Annotated in this window: 17 protein-coding genes and 2 riboswitches; of the genes, 10 read left to right on the top strand and 7 right to left on the bottom strand. The window is 68.3% G+C overall.

Translation table 11 applies throughout. From position 1 onward, the window contains the following. The first annotated feature begins 22 nt into the window (after positions 1-22). On the top strand, positions 23-553 hold the full coding sequence (locus HPA02_RS14380) for a porin family protein (protein WP_146803897.1): 531 nt from the start codon (positions 23-25) through the stop codon (positions 551-553). A 58-nt stretch (positions 554-611) separates the two neighbouring features. On the opposite strand, the gene thiC is transcribed toward HPA02_RS14380, so the two are convergent. The 5 genes from thiC to HPA02_RS14355 all read right to left on the bottom strand — a co-directional run bounded on the left by thiC (position 612) and on the right by HPA02_RS14355 (position 5,751). Beyond that, on the bottom strand, positions 612-2,501 hold the full coding sequence (thiC, locus tag HPA02_RS14375) for a phosphomethylpyrimidine synthase ThiC (protein ID WP_146803896.1): 1,890 nt from the start codon (positions 2,499-2,501) through the stop codon (positions 612-614). Between the two features lie 78 nt (positions 2,502-2,579). Beyond that, a riboswitch (TPP riboswitch) is annotated at positions 2,580-2,700 on the bottom strand. A gap of 207 nt (positions 2,701-2,907) precedes the next feature. Beyond that, positions 2,908-3,576, bottom strand: coding sequence for a thiaminase II (gene tenA, locus HPA02_RS14370; protein WP_146803895.1), 669 nt, complete (start codon positions 3,574-3,576; stop codon positions 2,908-2,910). Positions 3,577-3,636: 60 nt separating this feature from the next. Further along, positions 3,637-3,793: riboswitch (TPP riboswitch) on the bottom strand. A 214-nt stretch (positions 3,794-4,007) separates the two neighbouring features. Beyond that, the gene (locus tag HPA02_RS14365; RefSeq protein ID WP_146803894.1) at positions 4,008-4,928 is read right to left on the bottom strand and encodes a lysophospholipid acyltransferase family protein; all 921 of its coding nucleotides are present in this window, start codon (positions 4,926-4,928) and stop codon (positions 4,008-4,010) included. 3 nt (positions 4,929-4,931) lie between these two features. Next, positions 4,932-5,306 (bottom strand): DUF4870 family protein, encoded by a 375-nt coding sequence (locus tag HPA02_RS14360; protein WP_146803912.1) that lies wholly within the window; start codon positions 5,304-5,306, stop codon positions 4,932-4,934. A 64-nt stretch (positions 5,307-5,370) separates the two neighbouring features. Next, entirely contained in the window at positions 5,371-5,751 is a 381-nt protein-coding gene (locus HPA02_RS14355; RefSeq protein ID WP_146803893.1) for a VOC family protein, read from the bottom strand. 80 nt (positions 5,752-5,831) lie between these two features. Here HPA02_RS14355 and HPA02_RS14350 point away from each other — a divergent pair, with 80 nt between their 5' ends. The 6 genes from HPA02_RS14350 (at position 5,832) to fusA (ending at position 13,085) form a co-directional block, all read left to right on the top strand. After that, positions 5,832-6,524 (top strand): class I SAM-dependent methyltransferase, encoded by a 693-nt coding sequence (locus HPA02_RS14350; RefSeq protein WP_146803911.1) that lies wholly within the window; start codon positions 5,832-5,834, stop codon positions 6,522-6,524. Between the two features lie 208 nt (positions 6,525-6,732). Next, positions 6,733-8,139, top strand: coding sequence for an MFS transporter (locus tag HPA02_RS14345; protein WP_146803892.1), 1,407 nt, complete (start codon positions 6,733-6,735; stop codon positions 8,137-8,139). A gap of 198 nt (positions 8,140-8,337) precedes the next feature. Further along, positions 8,338-8,970 carry an acrylate utilization transcriptional regulator AcuR gene (acuR, locus tag HPA02_RS14340; protein ID WP_146803891.1) on the top strand — a complete coding sequence of 211 codons (633 nt, stop codon included), beginning with the start codon at positions 8,338-8,340 and terminating at the stop codon, positions 8,968-8,970. A gap of 51 nt (positions 8,971-9,021) precedes the next feature. Further along, positions 9,022-10,002: an acrylyl-CoA reductase (NADPH) gene (acuI, locus tag HPA02_RS14335; RefSeq protein WP_146803890.1), complete on the top strand. Its 981-nt coding sequence runs from the start codon at positions 9,022-9,024 to the stop codon at positions 10,000-10,002. Positions 10,003-10,106: 104 nt separating this feature from the next. After that, positions 10,107-10,880 (top strand): enoyl-CoA hydratase-related protein, encoded by a 774-nt coding sequence (locus HPA02_RS14330; RefSeq protein ID WP_146803889.1) that lies wholly within the window; start codon positions 10,107-10,109, stop codon positions 10,878-10,880. A gap of 162 nt (positions 10,881-11,042) precedes the next feature. Continuing rightward, positions 11,043-13,085, top strand: coding sequence for an elongation factor G (fusA, locus tag HPA02_RS14325; RefSeq protein ID WP_146803888.1), 2,043 nt, complete (start codon positions 11,043-11,045; stop codon positions 13,083-13,085). Here the strand turns inward: fusA and HPA02_RS14320 are convergent. Both HPA02_RS14320 and HPA02_RS14315 read right to left on the bottom strand, forming a co-directional pair. Continuing rightward, a complete protein-coding gene (locus HPA02_RS14320; RefSeq protein ID WP_146803887.1) occupies positions 13,082-14,185 on the bottom strand; it encodes a CapA family protein in 1,104 nt (367 codons plus the stop codon). The genes fusA and HPA02_RS14320 overlap by 4 nt on opposite strands. 28 nt (positions 14,186-14,213) lie before the next feature. Next, a complete protein-coding gene (locus HPA02_RS14315; protein WP_146803886.1) occupies positions 14,214-14,990 on the bottom strand; it encodes a Mut7-C RNAse domain-containing protein in 777 nt (258 codons plus the stop codon). 201 nt (positions 14,991-15,191) lie between these two features. On the opposite strand from HPA02_RS14315, the gene HPA02_RS14310 reads away from it, so the two are divergent. The 3 genes from HPA02_RS14310 (at position 15,192) to HPA02_RS14300 (ending at position 18,077) form a co-directional block, all read left to right on the top strand. Continuing rightward, positions 15,192-16,820: a putative bifunctional diguanylate cyclase/phosphodiesterase gene (locus tag HPA02_RS14310; RefSeq protein ID WP_186809999.1), complete on the top strand. Its 1,629-nt coding sequence runs from the start codon at positions 15,192-15,194 to the stop codon at positions 16,818-16,820. Positions 16,821-16,912: 92 nt separating this feature from the next. Continuing rightward, a complete protein-coding gene (locus tag HPA02_RS14305) occupies positions 16,913-17,203 on the top strand; it encodes a hypothetical protein (protein ID WP_146803884.1) in 291 nt (96 codons plus the stop codon). Between the two features lie 31 nt (positions 17,204-17,234). After that, on the top strand, positions 17,235-18,077 hold the full coding sequence (locus tag HPA02_RS14300) for an MOSC domain-containing protein (RefSeq protein ID WP_146803883.1): 843 nt from the start codon (positions 17,235-17,237) through the stop codon (positions 18,075-18,077). Positions 18,078-18,104: the final 27 nt, after the last annotated feature.

Raw genomic sequence — 18,104 nt, 5'->3', positions numbered from 1 at the left:
CTGTTCTTTAATGGAGGTAGTCATGAGATTTCTTGTTGCCGCATCCACCGCCGCCTTGCTGGCGGCCGGGGCCTTCGCCACCACGGCGCAAGCCAATCAGCATGGCTTCTATCCCCAGGGATACGTGGGGGGTGATGTCATGTTCTGGGAGCTGGACCCCGATGGGGCGGGCTCCGTCGACGATATTGGCCTGCGGCTGCGCGGGGGCATGCAGTTCAATGATTACTTCGCCGTGGAGGGGCACCTGGGTACCGGTGGCTCCGAGACCGTACAGGGCGTCGAGGCCGAGCTCGATTACCTGGTCGGCGCCTTCGCCAAGGGCATCCTGCCGATTTCCCAGGAGTTCCGACTCTATGGCCTGCTCGGCTATTCCGAGGTGGATATCGACCTGAGCCCGAGAGGCAGCGCCCGGGATGACGGCTTCTCCTATGGCGCCGGCGCCGAGTACGAGGTGGCCCCCAACCTCGCCGTGGGAGCCGATTACATTCGTTATCTCGACAAGTCCGAGGGCGACTTCGACGCCGCCAGTCTGGGGCTGCGCTATCGCTTCTGATGGGGGTCCGCGTCATGCCCCTTGGCCCCCGCCAGCCCGCTGGCGGGGGCCATGTCGTTTACACCTCCTGGTAGAGCTCGCTGCCCGTGTGGCGGAACTTCTCCGCTTGCTCCTCCATGCCTTTCATGACCGCCTCCTGATCGCCGTCGAGGCCATGCTCGCCGGCATAGTCGCGGACCTCCTGGCTGATCTTCATCGAGCAGAACTTGGGCCCGCACATGGAGCAGAAGTGGGCCACCTTGGCGGAGTCCTTGGGCAGGGTCTCGTCGTGGTACTCGCGGGCGGTGTCCGGGTCGAGGCCGAGGTTGAACTGGTCTTCCCAGCGGAACTCGAAGCGCGCCTTCGACAGGGCATTGTCACGGCGCTGGGCGGCCGGGTGGCCCTTGGCGAGGTCGGCGGCGTGGGCGGCGATCTTGTAGGTGATGATGCCGGTCTTGACGTCGTCCTTGTTGGGCAGCCCGAGGTGTTCCTTGGGGGTCACGTAGCAGAGCATGGCGCAGCCGTACCAGCCGATCATCGCCGCGCCGATCCCCGAGGTGATGTGGTCGTAGCCCGGCGCGATGTCGGTGGTCAGCGGCCCCAGGGTATAGAAGGGCGCCTCGTCGCACTCGCTGAGCTGCTTGTCCATGTTCTCCTTGATCAGGTGCATGGGCACGTGGCCGGGGCCCTCGATCATCACCTGGACGTCGTGCTTCCAGGCGATGCGGGTCAGCTCGCCCAGGGTCTCGAGCTCGGCGAACTGGGCCTCGTCGTTGGCGTCGGCCACCGAGCCGGGGCGCAGGCCGTCCCCCAGCGAGAAGGCGACGTCATACTGCTTGCAGATCTCGCAGATCTCCTCGAAGTGCGTATAGAGGAAGCTCTCCTGGTGGTGGTAGAGGCACCATTTGGCCATGATCGAGCCGCCCCGGGAGACGATACCGGTGACCCGCTTGGCGGTCAGCGGCACATAGCGCAGCAGCACCCCGGCGTGGATGGTGAAGTAGTCCACGCCCTGCTCGGCCTGCTCGATCAGGGTGTCGCGGAACACTTCCCAGGTGAGGTCCTCGGCCACGCCCTTGACCTTCTCCAGGGCCTGGTAGATGGGCACGGTGCCGATCGGCACCGGGGCGTTGCGGATGATCCACTCGCGGGTCTCGTGGATGTTCTGCCCGGTGGAGAGGTCCATGATGGTGTCGGCGCCCCAGCGGATGCCCCAGGTCATCTTGTCGACCTCTTCCTCGATGGAGGAGGTGACCGCCGAGTTGCCCAGGTTGCCGTTGATCTTCACCAGGAAGTTGCGGCCGATGATCATCGGCTCGGATTCCGGGTGGTTGATATTGTTGGGGATGATCGCCCGGCCCGCCGCGACCTCGGCACGCACGAATTCCGGGGTGATCTCCTCGGGCAGGCGGGCCCCGAAGCCCTGGCCGGGATGCTGATGGCCGAGGATACGCTCCACCTCCGCGGTGCCCAGTGCCTGGCGACGCTGATTCTCGCGAATGGCGATATATTCCATCTCCGGGGTGATGATGCCCCGGCGGGCGTAGTGGAGCTGGGTGACGTTCTTGCCGGGCTTGGCGCGGCGCGGGGTGCGGGTCAGGTCGAAGCGCAGCTGGGCCAGGGTCGGGTCATTGGCGCGACGCTTGCCGTACTCGGAGGTGGGGCCATCGAGGAATTCGGTGTCGTCGCGCTCCTCGATCCAGGCGCGGCGCAGCTCGGGGAGTCCCTTGCGCAGGTCGATGCGCGCCGCGGGATCGGTGTAGGGGCCGGAGGTGTCGTAGACCAGCAGCGGCGGGTTCTCTTCATCGGCGCCGGAGGTCTTGGTGGGCGAGAGGCCGATCTCGCGGAAGGGCACGCGGATATCCGGGCGCGAGCCCTCGACGTAGACCTTGCGCGAGCCGGGCAGCGGCTGGACGGCGGCGGCGTCGACCCGGGCGGTCTCGGCGAGAAAATGGGCGGTCTTGCTCATGGTGTTCTCCCTAGGGTTGTCGGGGTCTTGTCAGGGAGGACAGCAGGGGAGGACAGGGGCGGCCGGGCAGGGGCGCCCGGCGGCGTGTCGCTTGATCCCTACGCTGGTCCTAGCCAGTTCAGGTTCAACGGGATCCATGCTGTCTCTATGGCGAGAGGCATGATCTCAGCCGTCATCAACGGCACCCCGTCAAGCGTAGTGGTGCCCGCTATCGCCAGCGGGCGGGTTTATTGCCGGGAAGTCTCTGCCTGGAGTCCGGGGCTGATCCGGCGACAGGTCTACGAGGGGGCGCTGTGAACCCCTCCCTGGGCGCTACCGATGCCATCCCTGGCATAGGACCCCCTCTACGACCTGTCCCCGGAGCCCCTCACGTCCGCGCAGCGGCAATAGGTATCAAGGCTGTGGGCTAGTCGGCGCGATCCAGGCCCATCTGCCAGAAGTCGATCTCGAGGCGCGTGGCATCGCGGAATACCGTGGCCAGCTCCTCGAAGCGCCGCGGCGTGACTTCCGCCAGGCGGCCATTCAGCCAGGCGATCTCATCGCGCATGGCGGCCTGGAAGTCGTCGCCGGCGTACATGGCGATCCAGGCGTCATAGGGGTTGGCCTCGCCGCGCACCGTGAAGGATTGGGCGGCCAGCCACTGGGCGATCTCGCCATAGCCCACCAGGCAGGGGGCCAGGGCCACATGCAGGTCGAGGAGGTCACCGCGGTTGCCGGTATCCAGCACATAACGGGTATAGGCCAGGGTCGCCTTGGCCTCCGGCAGGGCGGCGAGCTCCGCCTCATCGATACCCCAGTCGCGGCAGAAGTCGATATGCAGCTGCAGCTCCACGTCGAGGATGGTCTTGAGGCCGGCGTGGGCATGGCGCAGGTCGGTGAGACTGCGGCTCTTGTAGGCGGCCAGGGCATAGGCCCGGGAGAAGTGGATCAGGAACAGGTAGTCCTGCTTCAGATAGTGGCGGAAAGCCCCGGCCTCCAGGGTGCCGGCGCCCAGCTGGCGCACGAAGTCGTGCTCGATATAGGCGCGCCAGTCATGATGGCAGGCGCCCTTGAGATCGTCGAAAGCGTAGCCCATGTCACCTCCGGTGGTGGGATCCGGAGTGAGGGCGAGAGGGGGGAGGGCGAATGGCGACCAGGCCAGGGCCCGCCTGATTCCCTACGCCGGTTCATATGGGCGCCGAGGCGCGCCATTCACCCGGATCAGGTTCTACGGGATCGGCGCTCGGTGGCGACCCTGTGGTCCACCAGCCCGCGCCATCTCAGCCGGTCTACCGGCACCCCGTCAAGCGTGTGGCCTAGTCTAGCAGCTTGGGAGAGAGTTACCAGGTAGTTTTGTGGAAATATTTTCCATTTTATATATGGGGCTAGGCTCTGTCTGAAAAGTCGGCGAGCGAAGGCCAGACAAGGCAAAAATCGGCGAAAAGACGGAGTTTACGCGGTGTAAATGAGTACTTTGAGTCGATTTTTAACGCCGTATGGCCGAGCGCAGTCAGTTTTCGGACAGAGCTAGTAGAGGCGGAAGGAGCCATGGTCGGGATGCCCCTGCTGCTCTTCGATCACCTTGCGGTAGCGCTTGTATTCCCACTGGTACTGGGCCGGTTCCAGGGCGATGGCGGCCTCGACGCTGGCGTTGACGCCGGCGGCGGCGATGGCCTCGTCCGGGTCATGGACTCGCGCATCGGCGGGCAGGAAGTGGATCGCGAAGCCCCGGCCGGGCACCCGGAGGGCCACCCCAGTGACCACTCGGGCCTGGGTACGCGCCACCAGCTTGGGCAGCAGGGTGGCGGTATAGGCCAGGCGCCCGTAGAAGGGGGCGAAGACGCCGCTGCCCCAGTCCGGCTCCTGGTCGGGGAGGATGCCTACCGCCTCGGCGCGCTTTAGGGCCTTGAGCAGGGCCGCCACGCCACGCGGATTGGTGGGCACCAGGCTCGCGCCCATGCGCTCGCGTCCCCCGCGGATCACCGGGTCCAGGTCGGAAATCTTGGGAGGCTCGTACATGGCGGTGAAGGGAAAGTGCCCGGAGAGCCAGAAGTTGAGCACCTCCCAGTTGCCGAAGTGGGGGGCCAGCACGATCACCCCCTGGCCGGAGGCGCGGGCCTCGTCGAGCAGCTCGCGACCGTGGACGGCGAGGATCGAGGCTTCCACCCGCTCCGGGGGCGCCATCCAGGCGAAGCCCAGCTCCAGCATGGTGGCGGTGGAGTGGGTCAGGCTGGCCCGGGCCAGGCGGCGTCGCTCGGCGGCGTCCCGCTCGGGGAAGACCTCGGCCAGGTTGATCTCGGTGACCTCCCGCTCGCGACGGCTGAAGCGATGCACCAGGGGGCCGGCCAGGCGGGCCAGGCACCACAGGGTGCCCAGTCGCCGCCCGGCCAGTAGGCGCCACAGGGCGGCGACGGCCCGAGCCTGGCGTTGCAGCTTGGCCTCACTCATCGCCTAGATCAGCCAGGTATCCACGTTACTGGGGGCGCGCTTCTCCTGCAGTCCCTTGAAGCCCTTGACGCAGCGGATGATCATCCAGACTGCCAGGAGCAGCAGCAGCGGGAAGCCGATCAAGACCAGGGTCAGCAGGCCGGCGATCACGCCGTAGACCAGGCCGATCCAGAAGGTACGGATCTGGTAACGGTAGTGCTCGTCGAGCCACTGGGGGCCCTTGCCGCGGTAGATATAGGCGATCACCAGACCGACGATGCCGGTAAAGCCGACCACGAAACTGGCCAGGAAGAGGGCATAGACCACCATGGCCATGGTGGTGTCCGGCGCCTGGCTCTGTTCGGCCACCAGGGTGTCGTCGTTGCGCGGGTCGTTCATCATTCATCATCCTTGGGAAAGATTGATCGGCCGCCCATGATACCCGCTCGGCGAGTCGTTGCCATCAGTTGGCGGGGCGACAGATCTCCAGCAGGTTGCCTTCCGGATCGCGCAGATAGAGGGCCTCGATGGGCCCCGCGGCACCCAGGCCCGATACCGGTCCCTGCTCCAGGGGGATGCCCAGGGCGTCCAGGTGGCGGCGTACCTCGTCCAGGGGCAGGAGGCTGCGTAGGCACAGCGCCTGGCTGCCCGGCGTCGGGGTGGCGGCCTGAAGGTCCGTCGCCTGGGCGGGATCGAGCAGGCGCAGGGCCAGGCCATCCAGCAGCAGGTCGACCCGCCCGGCGTCCCGGTAGCGGACGTCCAGGCCGAGCACGCGACTGTAGAAATCCACGGCGCGGGGCAGGTCGGAGACCGGAATCAGCAGATGATCGAGGGCGGCAAGCATGGGAAAGGACTCCTGAAGGGGTGTCAGCGGCCGCCAAAGCGGGTAGCCTGGGCGCCGCCGTTGACCAGAAGCATACGATGATGACGCCCTCCCTGTCCCTACCCGCCGTCCCCCCACCGGTCTCGCCGGATTCCTGCCCGCTGTGTGGCGATCGGCGGGCCGCTCACTTCCATCGGGACGCCCGCCGCGACTATTACCGCTGTCCGCGCTGCACCCTGGTCCATGTGCCGGCGGCCCAGCGGCTCGCCCCCGCGGCGGAGCGGGCGGTCTATGATCAGCACGAGAACTCCCCGGAGGACCCGGGGTATCGGCGCTTCCTGGGGCGGCTCTTCGTCCCCCTGAAAGCGCGGCTCGCCCCCGGCGCCGAGGGCCTCGACTTCGGCGCCGGCCCCGGTCCGACCCTCTCGCTGATGTTCGCGGAGGCGGGGCACCCCATGGCGATCTACGACCCCTTCTATGCGCCGTACCCCGAGGCGCTGGAGCGGCGCTACGATTTCATTACCGCCACCGAGGTGGTGGAGCACCTCTTCGCCCCCGGCGAGGAGCTGGCGCGCCTGGCGAGTCGCCTGAGCCCCGGCGGCTGGCTGGGGCTGATGACCAAGCGGGTGACCTCGAAGGAGGCCTTCGCCGGCTGGCACTACATCCTCGACCCCACCCATGTCTGCTTCTTCGGCGAGGCGACCTTCCACTGGCTCGCGACGCGCCTCGGCATGACGGTGGAATTTCCCGCCGCCGATGTGGTGCTGCTGCAGAAGCCCCACCGCGAGGCGTAACCGAAGGCGCCGGCGAGGTTTTTTGGTAGGTTCGATAACGTCGCGTTATTGAAGGGAAAAGTCGCCCAACGTCGGCGAAAAAGGCTTGGCGGGGCGGCGGGTCGGGCGTATAGTCGCCCCGCGATTTTCTGGCCCGGTCGTTCCGGCCCGGCCACGCACTCCTTTCCTTGCTTGTTCTTGTTCGCTTTCTCGTTGCGAGGCTTCGCTTATGTCGCGGCAGTTGTTGGCCATGGCGCTGGCGCCCTTGCTGGGGCTCTTTATCCTCGGCATCGGCAACGGCTTCCTGTCGACCCTGATCACCCTGCGCCTGGATGGCGCCGGCTACTCGGCGCTGGTCATCGGCTGGGTGTCGTCGGCCTACTTTATCGGCCTGGCCCTGGGGGCCCTGTTCAATGATCGCCTGCTGCTGCGCATCGGCCATATCCGCGCCTATGGCGGCTTCGCCTCCCTAGTGGCGGTCACCGTGCTGCTGCAGTCACTGTGGCTCGACCCCTACGCCTGGTTCGTACTGCGCCTGATCGGCGGCTGGGCCACGGTGGGGGTCTTCCTGGTGATCGAGAGCTGGCTGCTGGCCGCCGCCGACCCCAGGGTGCGCGGGCGCCTGCTGGCGCTCTATATGATCTCCCTCTATGCCGCCGGGGTGATCGGCCAGCTGCTGCTGGGGGTCACCGATGCCGCCGGCGAGATGGTGCCCTTCGTGGTGATCGGCCTGCTGGCGTCGCTATCGGTGTTGCCGATGGCGATGATCCCGCGGGTCTCGCCGCTGATCGAGCACGCCGAACCGCTGCCGCCCCATCGACTGATCACCGTGACCCCCACCGGGGTGATGGGCAGCTTCGGCTCCGGCCTGGCGGTGGCCGCCATCTATACCCTGCTGCCGCTGTACCTGCAGCGCAGCGGCCTGGGCGTCGACCGGGTGGGACAGATGATGGCGGTGGTCATCCTCGGCGCCATGCTGCTGCAGTACCCCATCGGCCGCTGGTCCGATCGCCACGACCGCCAGCAGGTACTGATCCTGATCGGGGCCTGCTGTGCGCTGATCTCCCTAGGCATCCTCTGGTTGCCGCACGACCCCTGGCTGCTGGCGGGGTTGCTGTTCTTCCTCGGCGGCGGCGTCTTCGCCCTCTACCCGGTGGCGGTCAGCCACGCCGCCGACCGGGCGCCCGCCGGGGCCCTGGTGCGCATGAGTCAGGGCCTGCTGCTGATCAACGCCATCGGCTCGACCCTGAGCCCGCCGCTGATCACTCCGGTGATGACCGCCCTGGGCGACGGCGGCCTGTTCTGGTCGCTGGGCGGCCTGGGCGTCTTCCTGGTGCTCTTCTTCGCCTGGCGGCGCCGCGTGCGTCCGGCACCGCTGCCGGTGGCGCCCTTCGTGGCCACCACGCCACAGTCGGTGGTGGGCGCCGAGCTCACCGTGACCGAGGAGCTGGTGCAGGGGGCCCTGGAGCACGAGCACGTGGAGGACCTCTCCGAGGTGGTGCCGGAAGTCGATGTGGCCGAACCACTGGTCGGCCCGCCCCGCGAGGAGGACGATCATATCGAGTACTTCGATACGGATGCCGAGGCGGGCGGCGCTGGGGAGGCGCTCCGCCCCTCCGTGTCGGCTCGGCCATGAGTCGTCAGCGCTTCGGTGTCTCGGGCGACAGACCCACGGTCTCGGCTGACCCGGAGGGGGCCTCAGCGAGGCCGGGTACCTGGCACGCCAGGGCGTCTCGGGAGGCGAGCCGCCCGCGGGCTCGTCCGCCGGCCATCGGCGGGCAAGGCGGTAAGGCGCGGCTTGTGATTTTGTAGACGTGTGGTCTATATTTTCCCCATGACCTCATCGCCCCTCAAGCCACGCCGTGGCCGCCCCCCCAAGTCGCCGCGTGCCGATCAGGACACTCGCGCCGCCCTGATTCGCAGTGGGACCGAGCTGCTGACCGAGCAGGGATTCTCGGCGTCGGCGATCGATACCATCCTCAAACGCGTCGGCGTTCCCAAGGGATCCTTCTATTACTACTTCGCCAGCAAGGAGGCCTTTGGGCGCGCCATCATGGAGCACTATGGGGCCTATTTCGCCAACAAGCTGGATCGACACCTCCTGAACCCCCGGCTGCCCCCCCTCGATCGGCTCGCGGCTTTCGTGGCCGATGCCGAGGCCGGCATGGCGCGGCACGAGTTCCGGCGTGGCTGCCTGGTGGGCAACCTGGGACAGGAGGTCGCTAGCCTGCCGGAGACCTATCGGCACTGGCTACGGGAAACCCTCGAGGATTGGCAACGGCGCCTGGCGCGCTGCCTCGAGGAGGCGCGAGCGGGGGGAGCCCTCGCTCCGAGCGCCGACTGCGCCCGGCTCGCCGAAGCCTTCTGGATCGGCTGGGAAGGTGCCGTCATGCGTGCCAGGCTCGAGCGTAGCGTCCGGCCCATGGAGGTCTTTATTCGCTGCTATCTGGAGGGGCTGCCTCGGTAGCCCTTTTTTCAGGTCATTTTATAGACGGTTGGTCTAAAAAGGAGAAAGGCAATGTTCCAGGCGATCGTGATCGAGGCATCGGATGGCGCGCAGCGCGTCGGTCTCCAGAGCGTGGCGGAGTCGCAGCTTCCCGAGGGCGACGTCAGCGTGCGGGTCGAGTACAGCACCCTCAACTACAAGGATGCCCTGGCCATCACCGGCAAGGGGCCGGTGGTCAGGCAGTTTCCCATGGTTCCGGGGATCGACCTGGCGGGCATCGTCGAAGCCTCGAGCTGTGATGAGTTCACGCCGGGTGACCGCGTACTGTTGAATGGCTGGGGCGTGGGCGAGGCCCACTGGGGAGGCCTGGCGGAGAAGGCGTGCCTGCAGAGTCGCTGGTTGATCCCGCTGCCCGCGGCGTTCAGCGCCCGCCAGGCGATGGCGATCGGCACCGCCGGCTACACGGCGATGCTCGCCGTGATGGCGCTGGAGCGGAATGGCGTCCTGCCGAGCCAGGGCGACGTGCTGGTGACCGGGGCCAATGGTGGGGTGGGGAGCTATGCCATTGCCTTGTTGTCGCGACTCGGGTATCGGGTGATCGCCGCCACGGGGCGCCCGCAGGAGGTGGACTACCTGCGTGGGCTGGGCGCCCAGGAGATCATCGACCGCAGTGAACTGTCGGAGCCTGGCCGACCGCTGACCAAGGAACGCTGGGCCGGCGCCATCGACTCGGTGGGTAGCCATACCCTGGCCAACGTGCTGGCCGCGACGCGCTATGGCGGCACCGTCGCGGCCTGCGGGCTCGCCCAGGGCATGGACCTGCCCGCCAGCGTCGCGCCCTTTATCCTGCGTGGCGTGACGCTGGCCGGTATCGACAGTGTCATGCGGCCCCGCGCCGATCGCCTCGAGGCCTGGCGTCGGCTGGGGGAGCTGCTCGACCCCGTTCACCTGGATGCCATCACGCGGACCATCGGCCTCGGCGAGGCCATCGCCACGGCGGAGGAACTCCTGGCGGGGCGTGTACGCGGGAGAGTCGTGGTCAAGATGGCCTAAGCCGAGCCCCGACAAAGGAGGGATTGCCGACCAACCAAGCGTTCGCTAGGGTGAGGTGGTGACTCTTCCGACCTTGCCAACCCAACCAGAGCCTAGGAGCCCTTATGAGCGAGCCACTGATCGAAGTCGCCGACCAGGCGGGGATCGTTACCCTGACCATCAACCGTCCCAAGGCCCTCAATGCCTTGAACGGCGCCGTCCTGAGCGAGCTGGACCGTTTGTTGGACGAGCTCCAGGGCCGCGAGGGGCTGCGCGCGGTGCTGGTCACCGGGGCCGGCGAGAAGGCCTTCGTGGCCGGCGCCGATATCGCCGAGATGCGCGACAAGACCCCGGAGCAGGCGCGCCGCTTCGCGCGTCAGGCGCTGGCGACCTTCAAGCGCCTGGAGGCCCTGCCGGTGCCCACCGTGGCCCTGGTCAACGGCTTCTGCCTGGGCGGTGGCTGCGAGCTGGCCCTGGCCTGCGACTGGGCGGTGGCCAGCGACAATGCCATCTTCGGTCAGCCCGAGGTGCTCTTGGGCGTGATCCCCGGTTTCGGCGGCACCCAGCGCCTGCCGCGCCGGGTGGGGCCGGCCATGGCACTGGACCTGTGTACCACCGGGCGCAAGATCGATGCCGCCGAGGCCCTGCGCATCGGCCTGGTCAATCGGGTCCTGGCCCAGGACGAGCTGCCGGCCTACGTGGCGGAGCTCACCAAGCAACTGGGCGGCAATGGCCCGGCCTCGGTGCGCGGCGCCAAGCAGGCCATCCACGACGGCATGGATCAGGACCTGGAGAGCGCCCTGGCCCTGGAGACGAGCCTCTTCGCGCTGTGCTTCGCCGGCGACGAGCAGCGCGAGGGGATGAGCGCCTTCGTCGAGAAGCGCAAGCCCAATTTCTGATCGGCAGTCGACGACAGATGACCACGGCCAGGGTCCTCGGACCCTGGCCGTCGTGTTTTCGAAAGCGGGCGACTCCGGCCCGGATAGTATCGGGGTGTCGTCCCCCATTAACGCCGCGCGCGGGCTAACCTTGTAGGGCCGCTACCGCCTGGAGGGAGGCCGATGAGCAACGTCGAACGAAATCCCGAACGGATCCGCAATATCGCCCTGGTGGGCCAGGCCGGGGTGGGCAAGACCCGCCTGGTCGATGCCCTGCTGGCCGCGGCCGGCGCCGAGGCGCCGGCCGACTCCCGCAAGGGCGCGCCCCCGGGCGAGTCCCCGGCGGCGGCGCAGCACTCGATCTCCACCACCCTGCTGGGCCTCGCCTGGGGCGAGACCTGGATCAACCTGATCGACACCCCCGGCTACGCCGACTTCCAGGGCGCGGCGCTCTCCATCCTGCCGGCCGTGGAGACGGTGGCGGTGGTGATCGACGCCGAGCGCGGCCTCGACGCCATGGCCCGACGCATGCTGGCCTGGGCCGAGGAACGGGGCCTGTGCCGGCTGATCATCGTCAATCGCATCGACGCCGCCGCGTCTCGATTGCCGACGCTGCTGGAGGCCCTGCGCGAACAGGTCGGGCCGGAGTGCCTGGCCCTTAACCTGCCGGCCCAGGGGGCGACCCGGGTGGTCGACTGCTTCTTCACCCCGGAAGGGGAGGCGGATTTCGCCTCGGTGGCCGAGGCTCACGAGCGGCTGGTAGACCAGGTGGTGGAGCTGGACGACGACCTGATGGCGCTCTACCTGGAGCAGGGCGAGGCCCTCGAACCGGGCCAGCTCCACGACCCCTTCGAGGCGGCCCTGCGCCAGGGACACTTGGTGCCGGTGTGTTTCGTCTCGGCGGCCACGGGGGCCGGCGTCGAGGCGCTGTTGGAGGTCTTCGCACGCCTGATGCCCAATCCCCTGGAGGGTAACCCGCCCCCCTTCCTGCGCCAGCTGCCGGACGGCGGTGAGCAAGCCGTTGCCGCGCGAGCGGATCCCCAGGCCCATGTGCTGGCCCATGTGGTGCGCATCGAGCACGATCCCTATCTCGGCAAGTTGGCACTGTTCCGGGTCCATCAGGGCAGCGTCGGCCGCGATACCCGGCTGTTCGCCGGCGAGGCACGCAAGCCCTTCCGCATCGGCACCCTGCTGCGTTTCGAGGGGCGACGGCCTCGGGAAGTGGCGCGCTGCGGCCCCGGCGAACTCTGTGCCCTGACCAAGGTGGAGGAGGCGACCCTGGGTGACGTGCTCCACGACTCCCATGACGAGGATCATATCCGCTTGCGCCCGGTGGCCCTGCCGGCGCCGGTGTTCGGCCTGGCCATTCAAGCCACCCGGCCCGGCGACGAGCAGCGCCTCTTCGAGGCCCTGGCCAAGCTGGTGGAGGAGGATCCCGGGCTCGAGGTGGCCCAGGACGGGGTGACCCAGGAGACGGTACTGCGGGGGCTCGGCGAATTGCACCTGCGCACTACCCTGGAGCAGCTCGCCCAGCGCTTCAAGGTCGAGGTGGACACCAGCACCCCCTCCATCGCCTACCGCGAGACCATCGCCGCCACCGCCGAGGGACAGTATCGCCACAAGAAACAGAGTGGCGGCGCCGGCCAGTTCGGCGAGGTGGTCCTCCGGGTGGAGCCACTGCCCCGCGGCGCCGGTGTCGAGTTCACCGATACCATCCGCGGCGGCGCCATCCCCGCATCGCTGTTGCCGGCGGTGGAGAAGGGCGTGCGCCAGGGCCTGGCCGGCGGTGCGCTGGCGGGCTATCCGCTGCAGGACCTGCGGGTCACCGTGCTGGATGGCAAGACGCACCCGGTGGACTCCAAGGAGATCGCCTTCGTGATCGCCGGACGCAAGGCCTTCCTCGAGGCGGTACGCCAGGCCAGCCCCCTGGTGCTGGAGCCGTTTTCGGAACTCTCCGTGGAGGCGCCGGGGCATGCCATGGGCGACCTGACCGCCGACCTGACGGCTAGCCGCGGACGCATTCTCGACACCCAGACCCTGGGTGACCTGGTCAGCCTCCAGGCCCTGGTACCACTGGCCGAGGTGCTCGACTATCCCCACCGCCTCAATGCCCTGACCGGCGGCGCGGGGACCTACGGGCTGCGCTTCAGTCATTACGAGCCGGCCCCGGAGAGCGTGCAGAAGCGGCTGATCGGCGCGTATCGACCCCGCGACGCCGAGGGCTAACTCGGGTCCCATCGCAGGCGGTTGTCCTCGTCGCGGGATAGCGGCGGACATGCGTCTGGGGCGTGGCGATTGAGGGTCTTGGCCAGCCAGTCGGCTTCCTCGCGGCTGGCATGGACCAGGGTAAAGCGCCGGCGGCGCAACGGCGTCAGCCACAGCTCGCGCCAGACGCCGAGGCCGGAATGCCAGCGGCCGCCCACCAGCATGGCCAGCGCCGGGAAGTAGGCGTCGTGGCCGTGGATCCCCTCGTAGTCGTTGATCAGATCACCGCAGCCGTAGAGGATCGGCCGGCCCCGGTAACGCTCCAGCCCCTTGGGATGATGGGAGGAGTGGCCGTGGATCAGGTCGGCCCCGGCGTCGATCAGGCGGTGAGCCAGGCGGCGATGCTCGGCCGGCACGGCGTAGCCCCAGTTGCCGCCCCAGTGTAGCGAGGCCACCACCAGATCGCCGGGGCGCTTGGTGGCGGCGATGGCCCGAGCCATCGCCTCGTCTTCGGCCGTTATCAGGTTGACCCCCGAGCGGGTGTGGCTGGCCCGCCACTCCATGGGAATGCCGCTATCGGCGAGTCCCAGGCTCCATACCAGCAGGCGCCCGCCGTGGGGCAGCGGCAGCACGGCCGGTCGGCTGGCCGCCGCGGCGTCTTCTCCCGCCCCGGCATGGGCGATGCCCGCCTTGTCCAGGCTCGCCAGGGTCGCGGTGAGCCCCTCCTGACTCCAGTCCAGCACATGGTTGTTGGCCAGGGCGCAGGCGTCGATGCCCGCCGCCGTCAGGCAGCCGAGGTTGGCGGGATGCATCCGATAGTGGATGCCCTTGCCGGGCCAGGGGCGTCCCTTGGCCGTGATGGCGGTCTCCAGGTTGATCAGGCGCAGGCTGGCCCCACGCAGTTCCGAGAGGCCGTCGCCCCAGGGGTAGGCGGCGCCGATGGCGGCGGGCATCGGCCCATTGGCGCGCTCCGCTAGGCGCACATAGTCCCGGGCGTCCTGCACCCAGGGCTCATGCAGGCGAGGGTCGCCGGGATGTGGCAGGACCTGATCGATGCCGCGCCCCAGCATGACATCGCCGGCCAGCGTCAGGGTCAGGCTAGCGTCGGTCTCGGCAGGCATGGCGTGGCTCCGGCAGGGGTGGCGTGCCTTATCGGTAGGATAGTGCGTCCCGGTGGCCGCGTTCGAGGGAGGCCACCAGTGCCTGCATGCGCGGCAGGTGGCTGCCGTGCCAGTAGAGGCGATCGCAGCCGCGGCAGCGCAGGAAGTGATGCACGTAGCGGCGGGTCCGCGGCGGCAGGCGGTGGAGGATCTCCGCCTTGGGGACCGGCATCAGCCGTTCGTTGCAGTGGCTGCAACGGGTGAAGGGGGCGAAGGCCTCAACGAGATCGAAGGCGGCGCAGAGCTCCTCGAGTTGGTGTCGCGGGGCCGTGGCGCGGACGTAGTAGCCCAGGCTGATGCAGCGGCGCATCAGCAGGCGGCGGTCCCGGGTCAGCAGCACCCGTGACTCCGCGGCGCTGCGGGCGGCCAGCTCGGCATCCTGGCCGTCGTTGCGATAGTGGCAGTCGAAGCCCAGCAAGCGCAGGTAGCCGGCCAGGCGCCCCAGGTGCACGTCCAGTATCCAGCGCGGCGGCACGGTGGGGCGCGGGCGCAGATGCCGGACACGCACCAGCGCCGGGGTCTGTGACCAGGGATAGACGTCGAGGCGTCGCGGGGCCCCTTTGGCGGGATCGAGGCGGTAGTCGAAGCCCACCGAGACGCCGTCGATGACGATGACATTGATCTCGGGGTGGGGCACGCCCTGGGCCTCGATCAGATCCTTGACCGAGGTGCGCCGGGTCAACGGGCATGGAAAGGTTCGGTGGCGTCGTCTCGGCGCCACGAAATCGTTCAACTCGGCATGAAGGTGGATATCGACCCAAGGCATGCGGCCTCCCTCGGTGGCGGGGACGGCGGAGATTCCCCTCGCCAGCGTTGGCACGCGCGCTGTCAACCGGTGGGGTGATCTGCTTCACTGCTAAGGGACTATCACCATGGCATGGCGGGGAAGATCATGGAAGATGCGGTTCACGGGCGCAGGGCTCGCCTCCAAAACCTGCGGCAGGCCTTGGTGGGGTTGTCCCCGAGAGTGCGCCACGCCCTCCTGTTGTCGCTATTGGTGCTATTGCTGGGCCTCGGCACCCTGGTGGTCCATGCTACCGGCGGAACCCGCTATGCCTATCCCTACCTGATGCTGATCCCGGTGCTGCTAGCGGCGGCGGGCTATGGCCTGAGCGGGGCCCTGGTCGCCGCCCTGATCGCCGGTGGCCTGATGGCGGCGATGCCCCTGGATGTCTCGACCCAGCAGGCGCAGCCCGTCTATAACTGGTTGATTCGCCTTGGCCTCTACCTGGTGATCGGCGGCGTGGCCGGCAGCCTCTTCAGCCTACTGCGGCGCGCCCACGCCACCAGCGAGCGGCTGGCACGCACCGACCCCCGCACCGGCCTATGCAACCAGATCGCCCTGGACGAGGCCCTAGGCCAGCGCCTGGCCGCGGGCCGGGGGGCGCCCCTTGGCATCGGCCTGATCCTGGTGCGCCTGAGCGATATCGGCGAGTTGCTGGCCACCCTGGGGCCGGAGACCGCGGACGGCCTGGTCCGGGCCATGGGCGAGCGCCTGCGGCGCCAGGATCGGCGCATCGTCGAGGTCTACCGCTTTAGCAATGCCGAGCTCTATCTGCTGCTGGAGGGCGTGGAGTCGGCGGAAACCGAGCGGGTCGTGCATCGCCTCGCCGAGGCCGGCGAGGAGAACCTGGTCGTCCAAGAGATACCGCTGCGGGCCCAGCTGGTGATGGGCAGCAGTTGGCAGGCCTCGGAGGCCACGACCGCCGGGGAGCTGATCCGTCAGTCGCGGGTCGCCATGCTGACGGCCATGGAAAAGCACCGCTTGCATTGTCATTATTCGCCGGAGCAGGAAAACGACAAGCGCGAGGCGCTACGGCTGGTCTCCCGGGTGCGCCAGGATCTCGAGCGCGGCCGCTTCGAGCTGCACTTTCAACCCAAGCTGCGCCTGGCCGATGGTCGAGTGAGTGGCTGCGAGGGACTGATTCGCTGGCGCGACGAGCGGGCGCAGTTGATCGCCCCGGGGCGCTTTATGCCCAGGGTCGAGAGCACCACCCTGATCGCCCCCCTGACGCGCTTCGTCGCCGACCAGGCCTGCCGCTTCATCCAGGGCACCGAGGGGGTGGTCAGCATCAACCTCTCGGTACGCAATCTCTCCGATGAGGCCCTGCTCGACGAGCTGCTGGGCCTGATCCGCCATCACGGCATCGTCCCTCAGCGCCTGGAAGTGGAGATCACCGAGAGCGCCCTGATGGCAGACCTGAAATCGGGGTGTCAGGCCCTGGAGTACCTGCGCGGCCATGGCATCCGGGTCAGCATCGACGACTTCGGCACCGGTTTCTCCTCCTTCGAGTACCTTCAGTATCTGCCGATTACCGGGCTCAAGATCGATCGTGCCTTCGTCAGGGAGCTCGGTGGCGATGCCCGCTCCCTCTGCCTGGTGGCCTGCATGATCGACATGGGGCACGCCCTGGGACTGGAAGTTACCGCCGAGGGCGTCGAGACCCTCGAGCAGCATCGCGCCCTGCGCCGACTCGGCTGCGACCAGGCCCAGGGATTCCTGTATGCCAAGGCGCTAGCGGCGCCGGAGTATCTGACCTGGCAGCGCGCCCATCGTCCCGCCGCCTGGCTCGACTCGGTCGATCAGACCCACTAGCCAGGGCTGCTCTGGGTGGCCGCCCGCTGTGGGGGGGCGGTGATGCCTCTGGTATAGTAGGGACGCATCCCCAGGGAACCTCCGACACGCCTATGTCCGCAGACCTGAATGACTTCGAGGAGAGCATCCGTCGCGAGATCGATGCCTTCACCCAGCCCAAGAAGACCCCCGCCCCCAAGCCATCCAAGCCGGCCGCCAGCGGCCATCGCGTGGGCTACCGCGTCAAGCTGGCGGTACGCCCTCGGCAGCTCGCCCTGGACGAGGTCTTCGAGTACGAATCCTCCAGCATCTCCAAGCTGGAGGCACAGCTGGAGGCCGAGAAGGCCGCCCGCCGGGCGGGTTATCCCATCATCGGTTATCTGATCGATATCGAGCGGCTCTGAGCCGATGCCGCTGACGCAAAGGAAGGCACTCATGCAGATCACCCAAATCGCCATCTATCCGGTCAAGTCGCTGGGCGGCATCGCCCTGGACACGGCGGAACTCGGCCCCCGGGGCCTCGAGTGGGATCGTCGCTGGATGGTGGTGGACGAGGCCGGGCGCTTCGTCACCCAGCGCCAGCTGCCGGCCATGGCGCGGATTCGCGTGCGCCTGGAGGCCGCGGCCCTGGTGCTGGAGCACCCCGCGGCGGCGCCGCTGAGCGTGCCGCTGGCGCCGCGGGAGCGGCCCCGCCGCCCGGTCGAGATCTTCAGGCAGCGCTGCCCGGGGCTCGACGAGGGCGAGCAGGCGGCCGGCTGGCTGACCGAGGTGCTGGGCCGCGTCAGCCAGCAGGGACTGAGGCTGGTGCGCTTCCCCGATGACCACCGCCGCGAGGTGGAGCCCGACCATCTGCGCGAGGGCGAGCGGGCCCATACCGGCTTCGCCGATGGCTATCCCTTGCTGGTGGCCAATCGGGCGTCCCTGGACGCCCTCAATGCGGTACTCAGGGACAAGGGCCTGGACCCGGTGCCCATGGAGCGTTTCCGGCCCAATCTCGTCATCGACGGCGACGAGCCCTTCGCCGAGGATGGCTGGGAGAGCCTGGCGGCCGAGGGCGGGCGCTATCGCCTGGGGGTGCGCAAGCCCTGCAAGCGTTGCCAGATCCCCACCGTCGATCAGCACAGCGGCGAGATCCCCCGCCCCGGCGAGCCGTTGCGGACCCTGATCGAGATGAACACTCAGCCCGACCTCAAGGGCGGTTACTTCGGCCAGAACGCCATCCTGCTGGCCGGCGAGGGCGAGATGCTGAGGGTGGGAGATCGGCTAAGCGCCAACTAGACTATGTCCGAAAACTGGCTACGCTCG

Source organism: Bisbaumannia pacifica (genome assembly GCF_007989625.1).
Taxonomy (GTDB): domain Bacteria; phylum Pseudomonadota; class Gammaproteobacteria; order Pseudomonadales; family Halomonadaceae; genus Bisbaumannia; species Bisbaumannia pacifica.
The sequence above is the reverse complement of the archived record's forward strand: the minus strand, read 5'-3'. Positions and strand labels throughout refer to the sequence as shown.